The following is a 23,779-nucleotide window of genomic DNA, read 5'->3' as shown; positions in this document are numbered from 1 at the left end:
AAATACCCTAAAAATATCTGCATTCATCAGTGTTTATCTGTCTGACATCTGCGGTTTTTGGAGCGAAGAATTATGCGATGTTTGATAACAATAGTTCCATAAATATAGTATAATCTAATTATGGATTAGAGGAAACCACAAATGACCAGTACACCAAATGTAGAACCAAGATTGGCGGATGTAATCGAAAAATTAGACCAGCTATCGACGAATGTAGACCAGCTATCGAATAATGTAGACCAGCTATCGACGAATGTAGGCCAGCTATCTAGTCGTGTGGATAGGTTATCGAATGATTCCGAGAAGTTCAACGATCGCTTTTCTAATTACCAGCAAGCAACTCAGTGGGTGGTGCAACTTGCTTTTACTTTAATTGCGAGTGCGACTCTTACGATAATTATTAGTTCGGTGTTGCGGAAGTAATTGAAAAACAGGCGATCGCGTGGATCGATAAACCGGGTTTTTTCCTCAATATTTCGGTAGGATGCAAAAGTTATCGCAAAAACCCGGTTTCTGGGAGAAGGGCGACACAATGGGATAAAGAAATCGAGTTTCGATTCTTCCGTACTTAATGTGGTAATTTATCTAAAATTAATAACATAACTTTTTACATAGCAAGGATTTTCGGTTTTACCTTGATTAATTTAAATCTATTTTTTCCTTGGATTTATACATAGCTTGGGTTTTAACTAATTAAACTAATAGTTTGGCACACTAAGTACGGAATACCCGAATCAGAGATTACAAAAATATCAAATCTTCAGCACCTATGAGTGTCGAATTTAATTGCAATATTTGAGCGATCGCCACTTGCGAATCTCTCAGTTTAATTGTAGTATTATTGCCATTTTGCACTATTTCTAAATTTGCAAAACTCATACTGGAAGCAAGGGATATCGTATCTTTACCATCTTCAAAATCGGCAATTGTTTGCAAACCGCTACCCGCTTTGAAAATAAATAAATCACTGCCGCCGCCACCAACCAGCAGATTCGCGCCCAAATCTCCACTCAAAACATCATTACCGCTACCACCAATCAAAGTATCGTTTTCTTCACCTCCATAAATAGTATCCTCTCCTTCACAACCATCGATTAAATCGCCATATTCATCTCCCCTCAAATAATCGTCATCTTCACCACCGCATAAAGTATCATTTCCTGAATTACCTAAAATTGTATCGTTGCCTTTACTACCAACAATTAAATCGCCTTCTTTACCTCCTAACAAGGAATCATTGCCTTTACCACCATCAATAAAATCTGATAATTGACAGCCATTTATTGTATCATTTCCTTCTCTGCCGTTAATTAAATCTTCTCCCCAATTTCCCAAGAGCGAGTCTTGACGCGAATTGCCTAAAATGAGATCGTTATTTTTAGTACCGATCGCGCGATCGTTTTCAGGAGTAGGTAGAATTAAATGATAAGTGCGATCGGACATCAAAGATTTGAGATCCGGCAAAATTAGAGTATTGCAAATACATTCTGTTTCGGGAATAGGCGAAATAAAGCTATTATTTTCATCTCGATTTTCTTGATTTTGTACGAGAATTGGAGTTGTTTCAGAAGTGATGATTGGCGTGGGAGTGGGAATAGGTGAGGGAGTGGGAATAGGTGAGGGAGTTGGTGTTATTGTAGGAATGGGAATTCGTGATGGAGTGGGAATTCGTGATGGAGTGGGAATTGGTGCAGGAGTGGGAATTGGTGATGGAGTTGGTGTTGTTGCGGGAGTGGGAATTGGCGCAGGAGTAGGAATTGGTGAGGGAGTTGGTGTTGTTGCAGGAGTGGGAATTGGTGATGGAGTTGGTGTTAGAATATTAATAAGTTCTGGTATGGAATTTGCGATCGGGAGTATATTTGCGATCGCCTGCGGGGAAGTTGCAACTTCGAGAAATTCCTGGATTAGCTGCGGGGAAGTTGAGATAGTTGAAAAGTCGATCGAGTCGATTGGAATTGGTAGGGGACTTGTCGCCGTACCCGTCCCTCCCAGCGTCGGATTCGGAGTGGGAATTAGATTCGGATTCGGAGTTGGTATCGGCACTAGATCGTCATTAATAATTGTATAAATAGCATCAGTTATCGTGCCCAATTTGGCATTTCCACTCGCATCGCTCAATTTAAGATTTAAAGTTTCATCATTTTCCACAACCCTATCGCCCAAAATCGGAATTTCTACAAGTTTATCCGCCGTATCGCCACCATCAAAAGTAACAGTAATTGGAAAAACATTCAGATAATCCGCGCCCGATCGAGCACTGCCAAGATTATTTGCTAAATCCACAGACGCCGTAACTTTCCCGCTACTCCCTCCCGCGCGCTTCACCTTAGCAACAACTGTTTTTACTTCTCCACTATTGCCTTCAGGATTGCTGTAATTTACCGATGTAAATTCTAAAATACTTGGAACTGTACTGTTATCATCATCATTGGTAATGGTATAAATAGCAGCAGTTGTTGTTCCCAATTTGGCATTTCCACTCGCATCGCTCAATTTAAGATTTAAAGTTTCATCATTCTCCACAACCCTATCGCCCACGATGGGAATTTCCACAAGTTTATCCGCCGTATCGCCACCATCAAAAGTAACAGTAATTGGAAAAATATTCAGATAATCTGTGCCCGATCGAGCACTGCCAAGATTATTCGCTAAATCCACAGACGCCGTAACTTTCCCGCTACTTTCTCCCGTGCGCTTCACCTTAGCAACAACTGTTCTTACTTCTCCAGTATTGCCTTCAAAATTGCTGTAAGTTGCCGATGTAAATTCTAAAATACTTGGAACTGTACTGTTATCATCATCATTGGTAATGGTATAAATAGCAGCAGTTGTTGTTCCCAATTTGGCATTTCCACTCGCATCGCTCAATTTAAGATTTAAAGTTTCATCATTCTCCACAACCCTATCGCCCACGATGGGAATTTCCACAAGTTTATCCGCCGTATCGCCACCATCAAAAGTAACAGTAATTGGAAAAATATTCAGATAATCTGTGCCCGATCGAGCACTGCCAAGATTATTCGCTAAATCCACAGACGCCGTAACTTTCCCGCTACTTTCTCCCGTGCGCTTCACCTTAGCAACAACTGTTCTTACTTCTCCAGTATTGCCTTCAAAATTGCTGTAAGTTGCCGATGTAAATTCTAAAATACTTGGAACTGTACTGTTATTAATATCGTCATTGACGATGGTATAAGTAGCAGCAGTTGTACTTCCCAATTTAGCATAACCGCTTGCCGAACTTAACTGAAAATTTAAAGTTTCATCAGCCTCGTTAACGGTATCGCCGACGATGGGAATTTCTACAAGTTTATCCGCAGTATCGCCATCATTAAAAGTAACAGTAATTGGGAAATTATTTAGATAATCCGTACTCGATTCAGCGCTACCAACATTATTTGATAAACCTACAGACACAGCAACTTTCCCGATACTTCCGCCAGTGCGTTTGACTGTAGCAACAGCAGTTTTGATATTACCATTATTTCCTTCAGGATTGCGGTAAGTTGCAGAGGTAAATTCAAGAATACTCGGTTGATTGAGTAAAATAGAAACATTATTAGATGTATTGTTAGCCACAGCTAAGTCTGGAAAGCCATCTCCATTAAAATCTCTGGCGGCGACGGAACTAGGATTTATCCCAACATTAAATTTAGTTGGAATATCATTGTTAAATCCGCCATTACCATCACCCAGTAAAATTGAAACACTGCTAGGATTTGTTTCATCATTAGTATTGTTGTCTGCTACGGCTATGTCGAGATAGGAATCAGCATTAAAATCCGCTACAGCTACAGCAACAGGATTTATCCCTGCATTTAATTTGAGAGGCGAACTAAAACCGCCCGTACCGTTTCCTAGCAAAACGAAAACATTACCCGATGAACCAAGTTGAGGGATACCTGAATCTGCTACAACTAAATCTGGTTTATTGTCTCGATTCAAATCTGCTGTAGCAACAAAATAAGCAAACAAACCGGTACTATAACTATTAGCTTTTGCAAAGTTCCCATTCCCATCTCCCAAGAAAATAGAAACTTGACCGATCGGGCTATTTGTCACCGCCAAGTCAAGTCGAGAATCACCATTAAAATCTGCCACTGCGACAGCGGTAGTAACACCAGAATAACCAAATAGCGATACAACACTTGGCAATTTAATAGTTGTGCTTTTGCTGAAATTTCCGGCACCGTTTCCTAATAAAATTGAAACATCATTTGAATATAAATTAGCAACAGCTAAATCTTGTTTGCCATCATTGTTAAAATCTCCGGTTGCGATCGAATGCGGGCTTTTTGCTGAAGGAGTGGGTAGTGTAATAACAGAGTTAAAGTTACCCGCACCTGCTGCCAATAAAACTGATGCTGATGCGCCTGGAGATAAGTAATTTGCTACGGCTAAATCTGGCAAAGTATCCGAGTTAAAGTTGCCAACAGCAATGGAAAGAGGACTACCTCCTGCTGACAAGGGAGAGGTAGGGGATTCGGTAAAAATACCCGCGCCATTTCCCAAGAGAATCGAGACGTTAGCGCTGGCGCGGTTTGCTGTGGCTAAGTCTAATTTTGAGTCGCCGTTAAAGTCGGCAACAGCGATCGATCGAGGACTAGATTGTGTTTTGAAGTTGGTGGCTGGTGAGAAACTAATGCTATTTGGCATAGTAGATTTTTCCGGGTAATTTCGATGAGGGGTCGATCGCTTCGCGTTCAGCAGCGAATGCTTGCCAGAGGGGGGCGATCGCGTTTGCGTCTTCTGCGGTGGCTAGACGATGGCTGTAAGGGGCGATGGGGGCGATCGGTATAGTTGTGGCTGTCATCGGTTTTTGGGGGGTGAATTTGCTCCGAAGGTGAAAGTCTTCTATTGTGTATTGGGATTTCGGGGGATGTTTTTACGCAAAATCGCAGTTTTTGTAACAAAAGTTAATATATAGGACTTAAACGTAGGCCCCAGAAACCGGGTTTTTTACGCAAATACTGAATCACAGCCTTGAATCTGCTGAAAAACCCGGTTTCTTTAGTTGGCGTGTGCAGGAGTATTGTAGGGTGCGTCAGCCCTTTCTCGTTTCCCTTACCTAGTCAGTGTTCTAGCTGACGCACCCTACAGGCCTCGTTAGTGGTTTAAATGCGTAACAGCTTATCTCCTCAATAACCGGCGATGACAGCGGAGTGGCGAGAATAAGATAATTTTTCTGATTTTTAGCTAAAACATTGGCAATATACTAATCATACAAAACTTTGGTAAATTTTGTTGTTAAAAAGGAGGAGATAGCGCTATGGATAGACTAGATTACCGCGACAGTTTACAGGATTTGTAGTGGCTTGAATTCTAATTATGAAGAGACTTGGATCGAGAAACCGGGTTTCTGCCTAAATATTTTGGTGAGATGCAAAAGTTATCGGAGAAACCCGGTTTCTGGGAGAGAGGTGCGATCGCGTTATATCAGATTTATCTCTAATTTTAGACCCTCGCTGCGAACAACCAGAAAAGATGTTTGCTTTGATTCATTTGTCAGAATCTTTGGACTCCAAAAGTTTTTGTTGCCATTTGCGTTTCATCCGCATTTTGGCAATAAAAGCACTAAACGCCAATCCACCTAATACAGTAGAAGGTTCGGGTACGGATTCGGAAACGGCTGCGGGTGTCGTTGAAATAGTAGCATCCAGACCCGTCGAGTCGAACAAGTAATTCTGGTTGCTGCCATAACCAACAGCAAAATCAATCGTGTCACCAGCTTGAACCGTCCCAGCCGTCGCAAATGACTTGATACTAGAAGCACCAAAGCCGTTAATCAAGTTACTGAAAAGTACAATGTTGTTATGAAGAACGTGAACATCTGTTGTAGTCGGCCCAACATGATCGAGGCCGGTAAACATTGTAGCAAGTGAGTAGGTTGCCGCTTCAGGCGCAATCCAGCGGACAATACTATACTCTCCGTAATAACCGGGGTGAAACCCTAGTTGATTCGGTTGATAAGTTATTGTCGGATGAGAATTATCTTCGGTTGCGGTTGAGTTGTGGGTGACAAAGGGCGGCCAAGCTTTTGCAGAATCGTACCACGAGTCAATGGTAGGAGTTACCTTTCCTACGTTGCTATACAGGTTAAAGTTAGATCCAAGGCTTGATGACCAGCCGTAGCGCCAAGGGCCATTGGGGTTATTGGTTAGGGAAAAGTCAGATGCGACGTTGAAAATGGCAGAGAAACTGGGTTTAGCGGCCATACCCAAGATGAAAGCCGCTATCAACATAATTTTGGAGTTTTTGAGAAGAGACATATAAATTCCTTCAGATAAGTTTTGAACGATTATTCCTCTAATCTCTAAGTTTTGTTAAGGCGATCGCACAAGCGTAGAAATAGAGGGTTGGCGAGAGAGCGAGAGGGCGATCTATGTCTGGTTAGATCGATAAAAGACAGGAAGTTCCAACAATTACCTGTATGTTTACATACCTTATTTAGGAGTAATCATTGTAGCTATTTATCCAATTCAAACTTTAATTGCTGAGAACTGTTTAATTGTGAAGGCAATGAATTAGTATTGTACTTAAAGTGCGTCAATTGTTCATATCTATCTTGTAGAGCATTATCGTCAAATTTTTTAATTCCATCCCACTGTTTCAATAGCAATTGATTTTGCGGGATGACTGTATAAGTTTTACCTTGTGAGGTTGATGTCAAATGTGGAAGCTGACCATTTAGATCTAAATATCGACCGTATCGATCTTGAATGCGGAAGTAATTCCCCGTTAGGTCTTGTACTACTTGCACACCTGTGTCTAAATTTTCATATACTAATTTTCCACTTGTTGTAGAACGCACAATTGAGTTTTCACCTGCAAACTGATTAATAGCATCATTGAGATTTCCTTCCACCCAATTTTTACTATGCTTGTTCACTCTATTTATTACCTGAAAATTCGTTGGTTTAGTAGATAGAATTTCTGTACTTTTAATGCTAGTCTGCCCTATCTTGCTAATCGATCCAATCGATGAAAAGATATCCTGAATAAATGGCTTAAAATACTGTTCAATTGGAGTCAAGATTTTTTTGAAAACATAACCTATACCAGATAGTGGCAAGTCAACAAACAACAAAGGTAGTTCTAAATCTCCCGCAACATCAGGTTTTAGACCAGGGTCATTTATTGAAAGAACTGCTTTCCCTGTTTCCAGAAAGTTCTCTACAATAGACTGAGCTAGCTCTGGATTTTCTAGGCTTAGCTTTTTAAATGAAGCTCTGTCAATACGATAATGATCGACACCTTTAAGCTGGAAAGTCTCATATTGGATTCCGTCAGGGAAAAGAGTACCATCAACCCCTCCTTTAAGAATAAGTTGACTTTCTTGTGAAGCATTACCATTGAAGACAGATGAAGTGTCAAGATATACTTCACCTCTAAGCACTAGATTGCTAGGAGAAATATCTTCTTCTGTCAATGTATCTGGCATCTTGTTGCTAGGCTGACCAATACCTCCTCCGGCAGTAGGAGCCATGCGATCGACTCCGAATATATCTGGCTTGCGATTGAAGTTTCCTTGGTTATCTTTTGTATATGTGTATTTTTGACCATCTTCAGTCTCAACTATGAGATCTTCTACAGATGGAAAATCACCAAAAGCTGGATACTTCAACAAAGTAGCAGACTTCATCTTAACCCCGATTTTATCTTCTAACTCACGACGTATTCTTTCATTTTTGATTTGATCGGAATTGTCTGGATCGCTTTGATTGTTATTTGTCTCAACAAAATCACGCTTATCCTTGTCCTTGATATCCTTAACCAGGTTGCCGAGATCATTTTTCCAAAGACCCAAAATCCCATTCAAACCAGACAACCAACCCTCAATCCCGCCATCCTTAATCGCATTACCTAAGTACAAAGCAGTATTACCAACCTTACTGATATTCTCCAAAATCCCAGCAACAGCTTTATTGAAATTACCAGCAAAACTTTGACCGATCGCCAGCGCCCCATTAAAGAAATTGCCGATCGCATTCAACCAATCCCCATTTTGAATCGCCTTAATACCGCCATAAATCATCTGCGGTGCTTGTTGCAAACTTTGCACCACTGACAGCATCACTTTTTGGAGATCCTTACTGCATTGATTGATAAAACTGCTCATCCCCGCCGATGCAACACTCGCCACACTACCGAGAATTTGCAAGAAACCCATCACACTTTCGCCCGACATCAGCGATCGCGCTCCATTAAAAGCACCAGAAGCAACAGCCTGAAGCGTTTTCATCATTTGTACAGCTTTTGCTGATTCACCAAGCGCTTGAGTCATACCGCCAGTAACAGCAGTTAAACCTGTCATAATGCCATTGAAAATAGCACCCATCCAGTCACCATTGATTGCAGCTTGAATTGTATTAATTGCCCCACTGACAGCACCTAAACCAATAGAGAAAGGAATCAGTGCAGGAAAGGCAGGAGAGAGAATCATCAAAACAGTGCTGAGAATCCCTGTAACTTGGGAAATAATCCCCAAAATCTTATTCCAAAAAGCCTTCTTCCGAGCCTTCCGTTCCACAACCCGCTGCTTGATAATTTGCTCCAACATCTCCTTCGACTGCTTAGCCAAATCCTCAGAAATATCCACCGCTTGTTCCGCATAAGCAAGCTTAGTCAAAGCCAGCATATACAGTGGCTCAATCACCTGCTTTTCACCCGATAATTCCTCAGCACGCTGCAACTCTTTCAACAATTGTTGAGAAGCACCTTGCAAATCTGTCTGGGCAGTTTGCAACAACTGAGTATCCCACTGTTCCTCTAAATCGATGCGATTTATCTCAGTTTTGTACTGCTGAATTTGCCCGACCAAACCGTCCATTGCCTTCAGCAGATTTTCCTGAATATTCGCCGCTTCTTTGCCTTGCAGCGCTTCATGGATATCACCCCGCGCTTCTGCTAACAACGCCTTCAAATCCGCTGGCAAATCAGATTTCTGCTGAGTTTCCAAATCTTTCAGCGATGCCAGAAGTCCCGCTAATTGTGTTTGCAATTGCACCGGATCGTCCGTTGCTTCGAGGGTAGTCATTCCCAGATTTCCCCGCGCCTCATTTAACGATTGCCGCAGATTGTCTTCCGCTTGCAGTTGCCGCAACAGTTCAATTTTGGCAACAGTTTCTGTTCTCTGACGTGCCGTTTCTACTCTGTCTCGCTCCATCCTCGCTTGCACTGCTTCATCAATTCCCTTCTCGCGCGATTCGGCAATTTCTTGCTCTAATTGTGCTTGGGCTAAATTCAGTTTTTCGATGGTGACTAACTGAATAAAGGTTTGTTCCGTTTGTTCGCGGATGCGAGTAATCCCATCCAGACGAGCTTGTGCAATGGCTAATTCCTGTTCTTTTTTCTCCCTTTCTTCCTGGGTAGTGGCAATTTTGTCATTTAAATCGCTCAATATTTTAGCAGCAGATTCTTGCTGTGCTTGCAGCGTTTTCATCTGCGCTTCGGCGGTTTTTCTCGCTGCACCAAAGGCATCAGCTTGTGCTTGAGCGCGGCGCTGCAATTCCCGGTTATTCAGCATTTCCTGATAGTATCGATCGGCTAAAATCCGGTCTTGAGGTTGCGCTAAACCGGGACTGCTTTTGCTACCTCGATCGCTCGCTAAGTCGCTGTAATCGCGATAGTAAATCTCTGCCGCCGTCGCCATGTCGTTGTTCTTGGCCACATCTAACAGGGCTTTCGCTTCTTTGAAACCCGCGTCAGTTGCTTGCTGCAATCGCTGCAAAATCTGGAACTCAAAGTTATTGACTTCTTGCTGCTTTTGTGCTGCTTGAATGGTGTAGTTAGCATTCGCCTGAGTAGCTTCTACCAACGCTTTCAGAATCTGTTGATTTTCCCTCGCTAGCTTGAGATGTTCGTCATTTTGCACCAACAAATCCTCTTTCAATTGTTGCAATGGTGCGGTGAGAATCTTGCTAGCAGCTTCAGCTTGTTCTGCTAACCGCTGGGATTCGGCTAAAGCAGCGCGGGCATCTTGCAATTGTTTTTGCAAATTGCTGGTGTCAGCATCCGGATCTTTGGTGTAGGCATCAAGTAACCTTTGTTCGGCAATAATTACCTCATTTTGTGCTGTTAATAGCGTCCGTTTTTTGGTCAGTGCGGTTTGCTGGGCGGTGAGAATTGCAGCTTTATTTGTCAGTAGCTGTAAGGTTTGTTTTAACTGTGCTTCTTTGCTGTATAAATCTTGCAAACCGTCTACAGTAGCACCTTGTTTGACAAATTCGATAATTTGATTGGCAATTGCCTGCTGTTGCTGTTTCAGAGAATCAATTAGCGCTTTTGTGCCTGCTAATTCCGGTGCTAGGGCTACACTTTGCCGCTCAACCCATTTTTCTACATCAGCAATTTCTTGCTGAGTTTCTATGGCTTGTTTGTTGAGTTCCCCGCGACGTGCCAGGATATCAGCAACAGCAGCGCGATACTCCTCAGAATTAGTATCGTATTCTTCCCATTGTTGCCGCACTTTAGCATTTTGGGCGGCGGCTTCAGACTCAGCTTGTTCTAACTGTTGCTTTAGCGTTGGCAACAAATTTTCCAAGAATTTCAGTTGAATTTTGTCATCGGGAATTGACTTGCGAGCCTCTTCTAATTGTGCAAATAAATCGCGGGCTTCTTTAACCGGAGGTTGGGCTTGATTTGCCACATTATTTGCGTCCGTCCACTGTTTCGCTAGTGGTTCGATGCGCTCTTTTTCCTTACGCCATTTATCCGCTTCTACGAGATGTGCAATTCCTTGTTGCCGCACCTGGGGAAATAGCTGAGAGTAATTATTCCAAATAATCCAATCGTGATCGACGTGGGTAACTTGTTCATCCCAACATTTTTTTCGACGAAATAATCGACGCTTACAAACTCGTCGCCACTCTGTCCAAGTAGGCCCATTTTGGCGACTGACAGACCAATGATAAGCTGCTCGTTGTTCGAGCCAATTTGCGTGTGCTAAAGCTGCATAACCTTGCGCTTCGTGGGATGCTTGTTCGGCCTTTGCTTTATCAAATAGTGTTTGATTTGGATTTCGCCCTTCGACAGCTTCAGCAGCTAGCAATTCATCCACTGTTGAATTTAACAATTTGGATATGTGCTGATTTGAGCTACGTCCTTCTAAAGTTGCTCCCTGCAACAAATGAATCGCTGTACCGTTTTCTGGATGCTCCTTGAGGAATTGCGCTCTTAATTCTTTAGTTGTTGCCTCTATTTCTGTAGGTAATTGTTTCTGAATAGCATCAGCTTGTTGTCGCAGATTAGTTGCTTGTTGACGTAGTTGATATCGTCCTTGCTTTGAGGCAGTCTGAGCTTGTTGATCTAATGCTGCTGCTTCTGTGAGTAGGGATTGAACTTGTTGTCCTATTTTCTGGATTTTGTCGGCTTGAATTGCCTCTATTTGTGCTTGATAATCCTTCAATTCCTGGGATTCAACACCGTAACGCATTGCGATCGGACCAATTTCTTGCCACAACTCTTCATCCTGTTTGATGCGGAGTTTAATTCGCTCGATCGCACTCTCAGTAGTAGTAACACCATTATCCAGTGCATCCGCACGATTTTCCACAACCCCAAGAGTCTTAATCCCATCCTCTAGATTCGCCTCACTCCGCTGATAGTCACCGTAGGGATCGGCAAATCGACCGTCAATTTCAGCTATCAAAGTATCAACAGATCGAGACAATTGTTGCTGATTGTCGCCCAATTCTTTCGTCATCGGGTTGCCTTCTAATAGCGCTTTAGTCGAGTTGTTGACGCTATTAGTTAAATCTTCGCGAACTCGATCGCTCAATTGGGCGTAAGCTAGCACGGTATCATCTTTAATTGCCGCCTCCGCCGCGTTTTCGGAATTCAGTTGAGACTCCAAAGCGTTGAGGCGATTTTCATTGCTTTCTAGCTTCTGGCGGATTTCTAATTCTTGCTTTTGGCGCAAGGGAAGCAGCGCTTCTGTTGCCTGTTTCAGCAATTTTTCTAAATCGTCAGCAGCAGTCAGACTCGATGCTTTTAAGGCTTCTAAACTGCTAATTTGAGATTTTGACAGCTCGATCGAACTCTTCAGATATTCTTGCTCCTCTGGATCGGTTGTATTGGCGAGTTGCTGTTCCCAATTAGTAACTAAGTTATTAATGCTGTCGATCTGATTTGTCAAATCTTGGCCTTGACCGCGCAGTTTTTGCAAATGAGTGTTGACTTGTGGCTCCACTTGTGTAGCGAAGAAATCAACATCGGATTCCGAAGCCAGCATTCCCAAACCAATTAACTGACGCAGTGAAGTTGATTTTAATTGAGTTGTTTGCGCCATTTCTGCGGCCAGATTTGCGGCCTGAGATGCTGCATTTTTGATGGTTTGAATCAGTTGATTTTCGCGAGTTTGCAGGGGTTGCAAGCGCTGATTCACAGATGCGATCGCACTTTGCACTCGATTCAACTCTGCCTCAAGTTGCGTCACCCCTCCCAAGGCTTGCAACTGGGAGTTAAAACTGGCAATTTGTGACTGTTGCTCTGCCGCTTTCTGAGTTAGTTCGTTAATTTTCTTAGCTGCATCTTGACGGCGCTGCCACAATTTGTTCCGCTGATCTGCGATAAATGAAGCTGTTTGCAAATGACTGCGAGCGGCCGCAGCTTCGCCAGCATTGTAAGCCCAAGCACTGCCATTCCAATACCAGGTTTTTTGCCGACTTGCATCAGCCAAATTCAAGAAAGAGCGTTCCGCTGCTGCGAGTCCAGCATCGTTATCGATCGCACTTTGAATCACTAAATTTTGATTGCCGATTTGCAGATTGGTAAAAGCGAGGGCTTGTTGAGTATCGGCAAGAGATGTTTGGAGCGATCGACCTTTTTGCAAATTCTCTTGAGCGGGCTTTAATTGTGACTGCAAATCAGCCAATTGTTGCCTGTCTGCCGATCCAGCTTGACGGGTGGCTAATAAAGATTCTGTGGCAGTTACTTGAGTTTGATTTGCTTGCTGCCATGCGTTCCAATCCTGCTGGTATTTAGTTTGTAAAACACCAGTACGATTGAGAACATCGAGGCGACTTTGCAGGCGATCGACTTCACCTTCAACTTGCTCCAAGTATTTATTAGTTAGTTCGATTTCGCGATATTTGTCAATCAGTTTTTGTTCGGTATCAGCTTTTTGTTGATTCAGCTTATCCAAATCTTTGACAAGATTATCCCGTTGCTGTTGTTGTTGAGAGAGTTGGGTATTTAATCCTGATAGCTGAACTAAAAGGTTTTTGTCTGTTTCCAGTTTGCCTATTTGTTGTTGAGCCACAGCAATTTGAGGCTGCAAAGTGGCATTTAGTTGTTGTGCATTTGAGCTAGCTAAATCTCGTTGTTGTGCAGCATTATTAGCAGCAGCTTGGGCGGCATTTCGAGAGATGGCTGCTTGTGGATTTGGCAATCGTCCTTCGTATCGACCATAGGAGAGATAATGTCGATAAGCTAATGCGTGGTTCCAGCCAAAAGCCTTTGCAACATCAGGGTTATGAGCTAGATAAGCATGGGCATTAAACACATAAATCTGACTATTCCACCAATCTGCTGCTGCTTGTTGTCCTTGTCGTTCCCTTTCCAAGAAGTTAGCAGCAGCAAAGGCTTGACCGATCTGATTTTGATAGCCTTGTACCGCCGATTTTTGTTGCTGAATTGCGGTATCTGTAGAAGCGATCGCACTTGGAATATCCGTCAGTTGTGCTGCGGAAATTGTCGATAAATTCGATTTAGTTTGGGCGATCGCACTTTCTGTCCCTTCAATTTCCTTGTCTTTATCGACAATTTGTTTTTGTTTCTCTGGAATCTGTTTTTCTAAATCGGCTTTCTTCAAACCCAACTCGCGATATTCTTTCTGGAGTGCTGCGAGAGATTTCTCAGTTTGTGCTTGCTCAGTTTTCCCTTGAGTTAAGCGACTAGCTAAATTATCAAACCCAGCTAAGAAATTCGCGCCACTTCCTTCGATCGATTTCAAAAATGCAATTTTAGCTTGAGGATTGAGAGATGCAGGTGCGGTTTCTAATTGTTTGATTAAGTCAGCTATTGCCAATCTTTCCGGCGAATCAGCCAAAGCCATTGCTAACTGGTCGCGCTGTAACTTCGCCCAAGTCAATTCTTGCTCTAACTTCTGCAAATAATTTCGCCAGTTGTTTAACTGTTGCTGCAAACTGTCGCTGGGATTTTTCTGCAATTGATTCTGCAACTCCAGCATTGTCTTAAACGCATCCAATCGTTCGGATTCTAACTTCTCAATTTGCTTGTCAACCGCCAACAACCTCTCGCGATAAGGCAACAAGAAACCAGCAGTTTCTAAGAAGTTTTGCAAATTCTTCGCAGCTTCGGCTTTCTCAGCTTGAATTGCCTCTAATTGAGCCTGACTTGCTTTCAATCGATTTTCGGTTGCATCAGTTAACTGCTGTTGCGCGGGAATCTTTTCATTCTCCAGCCTTTGCAGTTCTTTTTGGGCTAAATCGATTTCTTTAAACAGCGTTTCTAACTTTTGCCTCTGTACCGGATCGTGCAAAGCCAACAAATCTTTTTCCGCTTGCAACCGCAACTCATCCGCTGCAATTTCATAGTCTATTCCCTGTTTCAAAACAGGCCAATCTTTAATGTTAGTTTTTAACTTTCTTGCCTGTTCTTTCAGGGCGCTTGCTTGTTGCTCTGCTTGTTTGGCTAACTGTCCGTAAGCTTGGGATTCTACAGCAGCTTGATTAGCTAATTGTTGAGCCATATCTCGCGGTGCAATATGTTCGGGATAGTGTACATTTCCATAAACAGGTTCGGTATTTTTTCCAGAACGACCACTACGTTTAGTACCTATTTGTTCCCGACGATTTATTTGAGAATTGTGCAAATTAGCTTGAGCTTGATTTTGCTGTTGGCGCGATGCTGCGATCGCAGCTAAATTAGCATAATTTTCAGCAATCTTTGCTTGTTGTGCCGCCTGTGCTTCCAAAATTTGCAAGACTCGATCGGCTTTATTCAGACCATCTTCACCGAGATTAGTTGGTGTTTCTGCTAGTAATTGAGCGTAATTATTTAAAGCAGTTTGCTGCTGTGTGGCTTGCTGAGATAACTGCTGCAAACTTTGAGAATTTTCAGTAGCAATTTGAGCTTGCCATTGCGATTGATTTTTCTGTTTTAACAAGTTCGGGTCATTTCCCCAACCCCAAACTTCTCGACGGCGGCCGGATATGCCTCTGCTTTTTTCTGAACCAATAGGTTGCCAGCGAGCGGGATTAATGTTGCTAGAAATCGCGCTAAATCTTGCCGCTTCTGCACTTTGAATCGCTCCTTGTTCTTGGAAATTAGAGGCAAATTCCTGTTGTTTATTGGCTGCTTCGCGCCAAGGTGCGGGATCTGTTTGCAAATTATCGCCGACATTGGCAAAAGGATTGAGCAATTTAGCTTGAGCTTTTGTCAAATCTGTTTCAGCTTTGGCAATTTGTGCTTGAATTGACTCTAGCAGTTTTTGAGTTTCTGCCTCTAAAGCCGATTTATCTTTGCCGAGTTTAGCTAATCTTTCTTCAATTTCTTTGCGTTGAGTTAACAGTTTTTGCAGTCGCTCATTTTCAATTAAATAATGATTGGTTGCTAGGGCTAATTCTTCGACTCTTTGCTGGTGGTGAGCGTCAGTAATTCCAGCCTGCGTACTAACTTCTCGATACTTATTCAAAGCATCAGCAATTTTCTGAACTGCATCAGCTTGCAAGTCAGATAAAGTGAGAGATGGATTGCCTAAATCTGCTAAATTTTGCCACTGTTCGAGTAAATCTTCCTGGGCTTTTTCTAAGTCTAAAATCGCTTTTTGAGTTGGCTCAGATGCAGCTCTTGCTAACGTCTCAACGCGCCCTTCTCCGCTAAACAAACTTACCTGAATCCCTGGTTTTACTGGTTCTGGGGGTTTCGGTTCAAGTGACAAAGCGCGATCGATCGCACTTTTGACATCTACCAATCCCGATCCAGTTTCTTTATCCCATCCAGGTGCATTCAAATCCGCTGCGGTATCTATCAATAATTGCTTGACTTGTGTCAAGCTCAATGCAGGATTTGCCGCCCAAACTAAAGAAGCTGCTGCTGTTACATAGGATGCCGATCGCGAAGTACCGACAAAAGCATTAGCATCCTTCGCCCAGGAACCCCCAGGAGCCATTAAATCCAGTCCTTCACCGTAGGCAGAATAGTCAGTTTTTGACTCAAATTGATTAACAGCACCGACAGTAATAATGTTATCGAATTGCTTGCTAGCTTGCCCCAAAGCTGACATGACACCGCCAGTATTACCTGCGGCAACAACTAGCAAAACGTTATTTTCGCGGGCGTATTGAATGGCGGTTTGCTCTTCAGGAGTGAGCTCGTAACGAGTGGTAATGCCGATATCATCTAATTGGGATAAATCAAAACTGAGATTTGCGATCGCCCGATTTTCACCCTTGGCTTTCACATCATCTACAAACCGAATTAATTGCTCCGCCCAATTCCCGCGATCGACCGTAAAAGTATCGTATTTAGCCTGAGAATTTATCGAAGAAAATACAGAAGTCACCCGCTGAAGGTGCTGTCCTTCAGTAAAGTCAATAAACCCAACTTTCGGCTGTTTAGCATCAGAGGGAAGCAGAGAAATCGCCTCATCAGCATTCAACAAAAACTCATCCAATCCCGTCGAATCAGGATGACTCAAAGCTTCTCCTAAAGATACTGACAGCCCGAATTCCGCCGCTACTTCTGGACTTTGCAGCAATTGTTGAATTGTCGGTATATTGCTCTGACTGATGCCGAGTTTAGCGAGGGAATCTGGCTTATTAAATAGCGATAGAGCATCGGGATATTGTGTTAATACAGTTGTCAATTTTTCCAGAGATTCTGCTGCTGCATCGCTGTTCAAAACTTCGCTGAAAGTTTCCGAACTTTGATTAATAACCTTGGTAAAATCTGTTAGGGCATTATTGATATCGGCAACTGATTCCCCAGAAAGATTGCTAGTAGTGACTGCAAAGTTATGAATAACAGAATTACCTGCCGCATCCGTTGCTCGAATTACAACATCTGTTACTCCCGATTGCGGCAATCCTGTAAGTTGTAAATTATTACTCTGCAAGTTAACAGCCAAAGATGGACTGTTACCCTCAACTACTTCATACTTTAAAGTGCTAGCTTCCGGGTCAATAAATACTTGACTGATGTCGATCGTGCGCGTAGGCTGTGCGGGAGTTAACGCCACATCTGCAACGGGTTTAATCGCAGGAGGTTTATCATTAACTACGGCTGTATTTAGAATTTCTTGACCTGCTTTTGACTCCAGCCATTGAGTATTACCATTGACATTTGCTGCCATTTCTGGTACATTAGCAGTCGCACCAGTGATGCTAAAAATTAAGTCATTAAAATCGCGATCGCCCGAATTTCCCGGTATATCTTCCCAACCAAAAGTATTGCCTTTACCGGTGAAATCAGCCAGCATTGCTTGACTGTTGGGATTAGCTGCTGGAATTGAAAATAGGGGAGTTTTATCCGCCGAAAGACTGGGAGATTCCGATATCTCTTTTACAGTAGCATTAGGAACTAACATCAGAGCAAATTTTGCCCCAGGAGTCATGGCAAAAGTTTTGACACCTTGGTACGGGCCGATGTTAACATTGGGTTCGCCAAATTCACCGCTAAATCTCGCACCTTCCAGGCGATCGCTAATCGCAATATAACCCAATTCTGAATTGCTTAAGGCACGTTTAATCGCTTCTTGTTGAAAAGCATCGGAATTGAGCGGATATTGCTCCATGCCTGATAAGTTAATTAGGGCAATTTCGCCTTCATAAAAGCCAGCATCAACTTGGAAATCAAAGCTGACTTGACCAGTTTTATCAACAGTCCATACTCCTGGTGAGAGATTCAGCGAGTTATTTGTAGGAATATTTATTTTTTTTTGCGTGATTTCTGGATTTAGCAGAATAACTGGATTTTCAATTTTATCTGTTTCGGCTGTTGGCTGGTTTGGATTAGTTTGTGTTTGAGGTTCAGTTAAATTTGATGGTTTTTCTGAAATTATCGCGTTTTTATTTATATCGACTTTATGTTGTACGAAAACAGACGCTATCGACTCTTTTTCTACTTCAGCTTTCACCGCAGGCGTGACAGTTTTCTCCGCAGTAGCAACTTCGGTTTTGGTGACAGATTCAGTTGCAGGGGAAACAGGGGCGATCGACTCTTTTTCTGCTTGATTCTTTCCCGTTTCTAGAAAAGAAACCGGGTTTTTTATTGAGTCTGTTAGTTGGGGTGCAGTATTTGTCGAGAAAAACCCGGTTTCTGAGCCCTCGCGATCGGTTTTCTTTGAAGTTGTTACTTCAGTTTTTGAAACAGATTCTGTGGGAGTAAAAACAGGTACAATCGACTCTTTTTTCTCTTCAGCTTTCACCGCAGAGGCAACATTTTTCTCAGCAGTAGCAACTTCGATTTTGGTGACAGATTCAGTTGCAGGAGAAGGCGCGATTGACTCTTTTTTTTCTTCAACTTTCACCCCAGGCGTGACAGTTTTTTCCGCATCATTAACCTCAGTTTTGGTGACAAATTCAGTTGTGGGAGAAACAGGGGCGATCGACTCTTTTTTTTCTTCAACTTTCACCCCAGGCGTGACAGTTTTTTCCGCATCATTAACCTCAGTTTTGGTGACAGATTCAGTTGCGGGAGAAACAGGCGCGATCGACTCTTTTTTCTCTTCAACTTTTACCGCAGGCGTGACAGTTTTTTCCGCATCATTAACCTCAGTTTTGGTGACAGATTCAGTTGCGGGAGAAACAGGCGCGATCGACTCTTTTTTCTCTTCAACTTTTACCGCAGGCGTGACAGTTTTTTCCGCATCATTAACCTCAGTTTTGGTGACAGATTCAGTTGCGGGAGAAACAGGCGCGATCGACTCTTTTTTCTCTTCAACTTTTACCGCAGGCGTGACAGTTTTTTCCGCATCATTAACCTCAGTTTTGGTAACAGATTCAGTCGCAGGGAAAACAGGTGCTATCGACTCTTTTTTCTCTTCAACTTTCACCGTAGGTGCGACAGTATTAGTTGCTGATTTAGCATCTTCTTTTGCAGGCTCTAACTTCGGTGCAGTGTAGGGTTTCTCATAAGCAATCAAAGCCTGACCCATATCGGTTTTGCGCCAATCTTTTTGGGCATTAATTACTTCATCCAAAAGTACGGCTTTACCGGTTGCACCCCGCACCTGAAATACGAAGTCATTATAATCTCGATCGCTCCCGATATCGACCCGCATATCCTCCATTGCAAAAATCTTGCCGCTACCCGTTACATCAGCAATTTGACCGACATGAAATCCCTCTGCTGGATTCGCCGTCACCATCGAAAATAAAGGACGTTTGTCTCCTCCAACAGTCGGATTGTTCAACACTTCTTGTACCGTTCCATTCGGCACTAACATCACTCCAAATTCATCGCCCGGAGTCATCCCAGAAGTCTTAACTCCTCCGTAATTTCCATCGTTATAATTGCCTTCAGGTAAATTACCCGTAAATCTTGCACCTTCAGTCAAATCATTAATTACGACATGACCTTTTGTTGAGTTGCTAAGTGCTCTCGCAGCCGCTTCTTTGATAAACGCTTCCGAACCGGGAGCAAATTTCTCCATTCCTTTGAGGCTGAAAATAGCTAATTGACCCTTATACAAACCGCCGTCAAATAAGAAATCAATCCCGACTTGACCGGTTGAGTCAACAACAAATTTCCCGGATGTAAAGGAATTATCGGTTGCTAAATTCGATCGAGGAACTGTTGGAGTTAGTTTTTTGGGTATTTCAACAGCAGCAACTTCTGTATTGTCGGTAGATTTTTTGTTGCTTTCCGTGCTGTTGGTAGGAGATGTTTCTTGCTTGCTATCTTTGCTGGTAGCTGCGGCTGTAGTGATAGGTTTGTCTGCTGTCGAACTGTCGGGTTTAATAGCTGCTGAAGTGGCTGTTTCTTTCTTATCTGAAACAGAAGTAGTTTGGGCGATCGCACTTTCCGGCTTAGTTTCTTTGTCAGCCAATGCAGTAGTTGTGGCTTTAGCTTGGGAAACAGCAGGAGTTTGGGCGATCGCACTTTCGGGCTTAGTTTCCTTTTCAGCTAATGCAGTTGTTGTGGCTTTTGTTTCAGCAATAGAAGGAGTTGAGGAAGTCGCTGTTTCTACTTTAGTTTCTTTGGCGGCTGAAGTACCGGGAGTTTTCTCAGATGTTGTTTTCTCCACCTTCTGAGGATTGGTCAAAGCATCGGTTGCAGAAAGAGTGTCATCTTTGGTTACACTTAACGGTGCATCTTTGCTGATTCCAGTTAAGGTATCTTTGACATCTGCCTTTGACTTTTCTGCAACAGTTTTGCTATCTGTCGAGGTGTTTAAACTGCTTTTTAATGGATCGGAAACAATCAATGAATCGTCGGTTTTTTTGTCGCTAATTGCAGGAGCGCTAGCACTTTTTGAATTGAGAGGCTCGCTGGAACTGGATAGCTTGTCTGTTGCAACAACTGGCTGAGTTTTGCTGTCAATTAAAGCACTACCGCCAATATTTTGACTGTTGCTGCTGCTTAAAGGGTTGAGAATGGAATTTTTGGCAGCACTTCCCGGTAAAGTGTCAGGTTTTAAAACATCGATCGGCAAAAGGTTGCTAGAAACTTCATTCGTGGTAGCCATTGAAATTGCACTCCTAGTCTGTGATTGAATTAAAAGTGAGACAATGAACTGAAATGGGGCGATCGCTCGTTTTTCTAAAAGTGCGATCGGCCTCTTGTTATTACTTACGGAATCCAGCCAAACTTTTTACGCAAATCGGGAAACTTTTTTTTAAAACGGGCGATCGTAAGATGTTTATTAGTCTCGACTTCACCCGAAAAGCCGCCAGGGAATTAATTCCCTGGCTCATAGCTAAAGTTCTCTAAAGAGGACTAATAGACACCAGTATAATTTCTGTTCTCACCTGAACGTGACCAGAATATTTGATGTTTTTATTGGAAATATCTAATTAATTCTTCAGTCCTCGACCGAGGACTTTCGCTATGAGGCGGGGGTTTAAACCCCCGCCGGACTTTCGCTATGAGGCGAAACTTTAAACCCCCGACGGACTACAACGAAGTGAAATATCTCAAATTAAGTAACCGTTGAATTCAAAACTTTCTGTTGCTGTTTGCGCTTCATCCGCCAACTGGAAATGACAGCACCAAAAGCTAAACTACCCAACACAGTAGTCGGTTCGGGAACAGGTTCCGCAATCCGATAAGCATGGTTGTCAGTCTCAAATGCAGGACTACTTGAAGCTAGAACTACTTTGTTAAAAGACTCATTTTTTTCAGCAAAGAAACTTACATAAGTATTAACGGAACCATTCGTGCCACTCAACAATTTGAGAAGAACATTGTCTTGGTAGAAAGCAATGCTATTATAACTATCAAAGGAACCTAAATACATACCAAAGTAATCAATATTTTCAGCAAAGCTAATGCTGACATTATTATTTCCTCGACCATCGCCAAATGGAGCAACTGTAAGGTATTTCGTGTAGTCATCTCCTGGTGCGGAAAAAACATAGCTGATATTGCCTGAAACAACAGTAGGGCCAATACCGGGAGCTGAGTAAGTAACAGAACCAGATGTTGGCGCACCTGACTCGAAATCAATTGTTTTTGCTCCAGGTACGCTAGAGAATTGCCCTTGTCCGGGAACTGATGTACCTCCAAAAGACACCATAATCGCGCTTACTGGATTGGTAATTCCCGCCCAAACTGCTGCTCCGATCGCAATCATTGATAATTTTTTCATAGTAGCCATAAAATTGATTCCCAGAAAAAGTAAAAGTTGACAACCAAAGTATTTAGCGGACGATCGCCCTTTTCCCGAAAAGCCTGCGCCAGCGCAGCTATCCCGCTCTTAATCGCCCCCTCATTCCTAATTACGGAACAATCCCAAACTTTTTACGCAAATCTCAAAACTTTTTTCCCGTAACTTACCCATCAGCCAAAGAAACCGGGTTTTTCGCTTTAATAGTCGGCTACAACGAAGAATTTTCGTCAAAAACCCGGTTTCTGACTGCCCGTGCGCCTTCAAATGTAAATTGTTGTAACAATCATTCTCCAAATGCGTAAAAACTGGCTGCTGTACCCGAAACCTAAATAGAAGTTCCACCAGAGTGCATAAAAATCGCCAGCAGAGTGAGGAGATTGAGATGGAGGATGAACTAAAACGGCTAGCTGTCGAAGCTCAAAAGCACCCAGTCGGTAGCCCTCAGCGACAGACAGCATTAACCGCATTGATGGACGCAATTTGGCGATCGGGACAACTGGGTCATCCCCAAAGGGGTTCATGGAAGCCTGATGCTTATGAAGACATTTATAGCGAAGCACTCCTAAAAACATTTGAGTATATTCGTGAAAAGATTGACATTTACGATCCAGAAAGACCTTTGATGGGTTGGGTTAATTGGTTAATAAAGCGGCGATTTTCTGATGCCTCTGAAAAATATATGAATCAAAGAAAACTCGAAATTCCTTCCCTCGATGACCTAGACATAGAAAACATTCCACAAGAAATGCGATCGAATGAAACGCATCAAATGCTTCGTGAATTAATCCAAGAAGATCCGGACGGTGTTTTTAGAAGTGTTTCAGTGAGAAATCGCCAGGATATCACTTGGCAAGATATCGCTAAAGCCAATATATTAGATGATGAGAAATGGGATAGCATTGCTCAAAGACTTGGTGTGCGACGGATTTCAACTATTAACAGCTTTTATAACAACAATTTGCGTAAATTCAGGGATTACATTCGCAATAAATTACAGTAATGCTTAAGCAAGCAAGTAGAGTCCAAAATGATGAGTAAAACGATCGAACCCATAACTTTCACAATCCCGCTATCCTTTGCGGCCCACGATATCGCTCAACAGTACGCGGAACTATCCAGTCCGAAAAAATTCAAACGAGTTTACCTCAATACCCTAGCAGTATACGCAGTAGATTATTATCTGCGCTTAATGGGATTTGAAACGAATTGGGAAAACAGCGACAGTCGCGATTCAGTGATGCTGAAATTTCTAGATGTCGCCGATTTAGATGTTGTCGGTATTGGCAAAATTGAATGCCGCCCCGTCTTGCCAGATGCTCGAAATTGTCACATTCCCCTCGATGTTTGGGACGATCGCATTTGTTACGTTGCCGTACAGTTGAACCAATCCTTACAAGCCGCAACCCTATTAGGATTCACTCAAACAGCCGCCGCAGAAATCCCCTTGACAAATTTGAGAAAATTTGATAACTTTCTCGAATATTTGAACGCTCGAAGACAAACAGCAACTGTAAATACTAAGAGCGATCGCCCGCAATTCATTAACTTAAAACAATGGTTTGAGGGGATTTTTGAGGAGACTTGGCTGACTGTCGAACAGTTGTTTAATCCGCAAAAAGTTGAACTGATCCGCTTCAAAAATGTAGTTCCGATCGTCCGCGGCCAGCAAATTGACTTAGGAATGGAACTTGCAGGTGCTGCGGTAGCGTTGATAGTTACGTTACCACCAAAATCGGATTCTGAAGTAGAAGTTACGCTACAAGTACACCCGATCGGCGATTCAGTTTATTTACCAAAAGGAGTTAGATTGATGGTGCAAGATGAATCGGCAGAAACCGTTTTAATTGACGCAGAAGCCAGGGATGCAGATAACTTCATCCAGTTAAAAATCGACAGCGTTGAATCGGGAGAATGCTTTAACGTTACTGTTGCTTTAGGAGCAGCAAGTGTAACAGAAAAGTTTTGTTTTTAAAATCAACGTAG

Annotated in this window: 8 protein-coding genes; 3 read left to right on the top strand and 5 right to left on the bottom strand. The window is 42.7% G+C overall.

Going from position 1 to position 23,779, the window contains the following annotated elements:
- Positions 1-141 precede the first annotated feature (141 nt).
- Positions 142-423, top strand: coding sequence for a hypothetical protein (locus QZW82_RS20365; protein WP_293151889.1), 282 nt, complete (start codon positions 142-144; stop codon positions 421-423).
- Positions 424-741: 318 nt separating this feature from the next.
- Here the strand turns inward: QZW82_RS20365 and QZW82_RS20360 are convergent, their stop codons facing one another.
- The 5 genes from QZW82_RS20360 to QZW82_RS20340 all read right to left on the bottom strand — a co-directional run bounded on the left by QZW82_RS20360 (position 742) and on the right by QZW82_RS20340 (position 21,784).
- Entirely contained in the window at positions 742-4,656 is a 3,915-nt protein-coding gene (locus tag QZW82_RS20360; RefSeq protein ID WP_293151886.1) for an FG-GAP-like repeat-containing protein, read from the bottom strand.
- Positions 4,646-4,813, bottom strand: a complete 168-nt coding sequence (locus tag QZW82_RS20355) for a hypothetical protein (RefSeq protein WP_293151883.1) — start codon at positions 4,811-4,813, stop codon at positions 4,646-4,648. Before QZW82_RS20355 ends, QZW82_RS20360 begins: the two co-directional genes overlap by 11 nt.
- Before the next feature lie 685 nt (positions 4,814-5,498).
- Positions 5,499-6,269, bottom strand: coding sequence for a hypothetical protein (locus QZW82_RS20350; RefSeq protein WP_293151881.1), 771 nt, complete (start codon positions 6,267-6,269; stop codon positions 5,499-5,501).
- A 197-nt stretch (positions 6,270-6,466) separates the two neighbouring features.
- Positions 6,467-20,653, bottom strand: a complete 14,187-nt coding sequence (locus tag QZW82_RS20345) for a DUF4114 domain-containing protein (RefSeq protein ID WP_293151878.1) — start codon at positions 20,651-20,653, stop codon at positions 6,467-6,469.
- Positions 20,654-21,106: 453 nt separating this feature from the next.
- Positions 21,107-21,784, bottom strand: coding sequence for a hypothetical protein (locus tag QZW82_RS20340; protein ID WP_293151875.1), 678 nt, complete (start codon positions 21,782-21,784; stop codon positions 21,107-21,109).
- Between the two features lie 394 nt (positions 21,785-22,178).
- Between QZW82_RS20340 and QZW82_RS20335 the strand changes: the two genes are divergently transcribed.
- Entirely contained in the window at positions 22,179-22,796 is a 618-nt protein-coding gene (locus QZW82_RS20335; protein ID WP_293151872.1) for a hypothetical protein, read from the top strand.
- 27 nt (positions 22,797-22,823) lie between these two features.
- The gene (locus tag QZW82_RS20330; protein ID WP_293151869.1) at positions 22,824-23,768 is read left to right on the top strand and encodes a DUF1822 family protein; all 945 of its coding nucleotides are present in this window, start codon (positions 22,824-22,826) and stop codon (positions 23,766-23,768) included.
- The last annotated feature ends 11 nt before the right edge of the window (positions 23,769-23,779 follow it).

It is taken from the genome of Microcoleus sp. bin48.metabat.b7b8b9.023 (assembly GCF_013299185.1).
Classification (GTDB): domain Bacteria; phylum Cyanobacteriota; class Cyanobacteriia; order Cyanobacteriales; family Microcoleaceae; genus Microcoleus.
Note: the sequence above shows the minus strand (reverse complement) of the source record. Positions and strands in the feature narration are given on the sequence as shown.

Coding starts and splice junctions, on each gene's coding strand:
- QZW82_RS20365 (WP_293151889.1), top strand. CDS start 142: ATGACCAGTACACCAAATGTAGAACCAAGATTGGCGGATGTAATCGAA.
- QZW82_RS20360 (WP_293151886.1), bottom strand. CDS start 4,656: ATGCCAAATAGCATTAGTTTCTCACCAGCCACCAACTTCAAAACACAA.
- QZW82_RS20355 (WP_293151883.1), bottom strand. CDS start 4,813: ATGACAGCCACAACTATACCGATCGCCCCCATCGCCCCTTACAGCCAT.
- QZW82_RS20350 (WP_293151881.1), bottom strand. CDS start 6,269: ATGTCTCTTCTCAAAAACTCCAAAATTATGTTGATAGCGGCTTTCATC.
- QZW82_RS20345 (WP_293151878.1), bottom strand. CDS start 20,653: ATGGCTACCACGAATGAAGTTTCTAGCAACCTTTTGCCGATCGATGTT.
- QZW82_RS20340 (WP_293151875.1), bottom strand. CDS start 21,784: ATGGCTACTATGAAAAAATTATCAATGATTGCGATCGGAGCAGCAGTT.
- QZW82_RS20335 (WP_293151872.1), top strand. CDS start 22,179: ATGGAGGATGAACTAAAACGGCTAGCTGTCGAAGCTCAAAAGCACCCA.
- QZW82_RS20330 (WP_293151869.1), top strand. CDS start 22,824: ATGATGAGTAAAACGATCGAACCCATAACTTTCACAATCCCGCTATCC.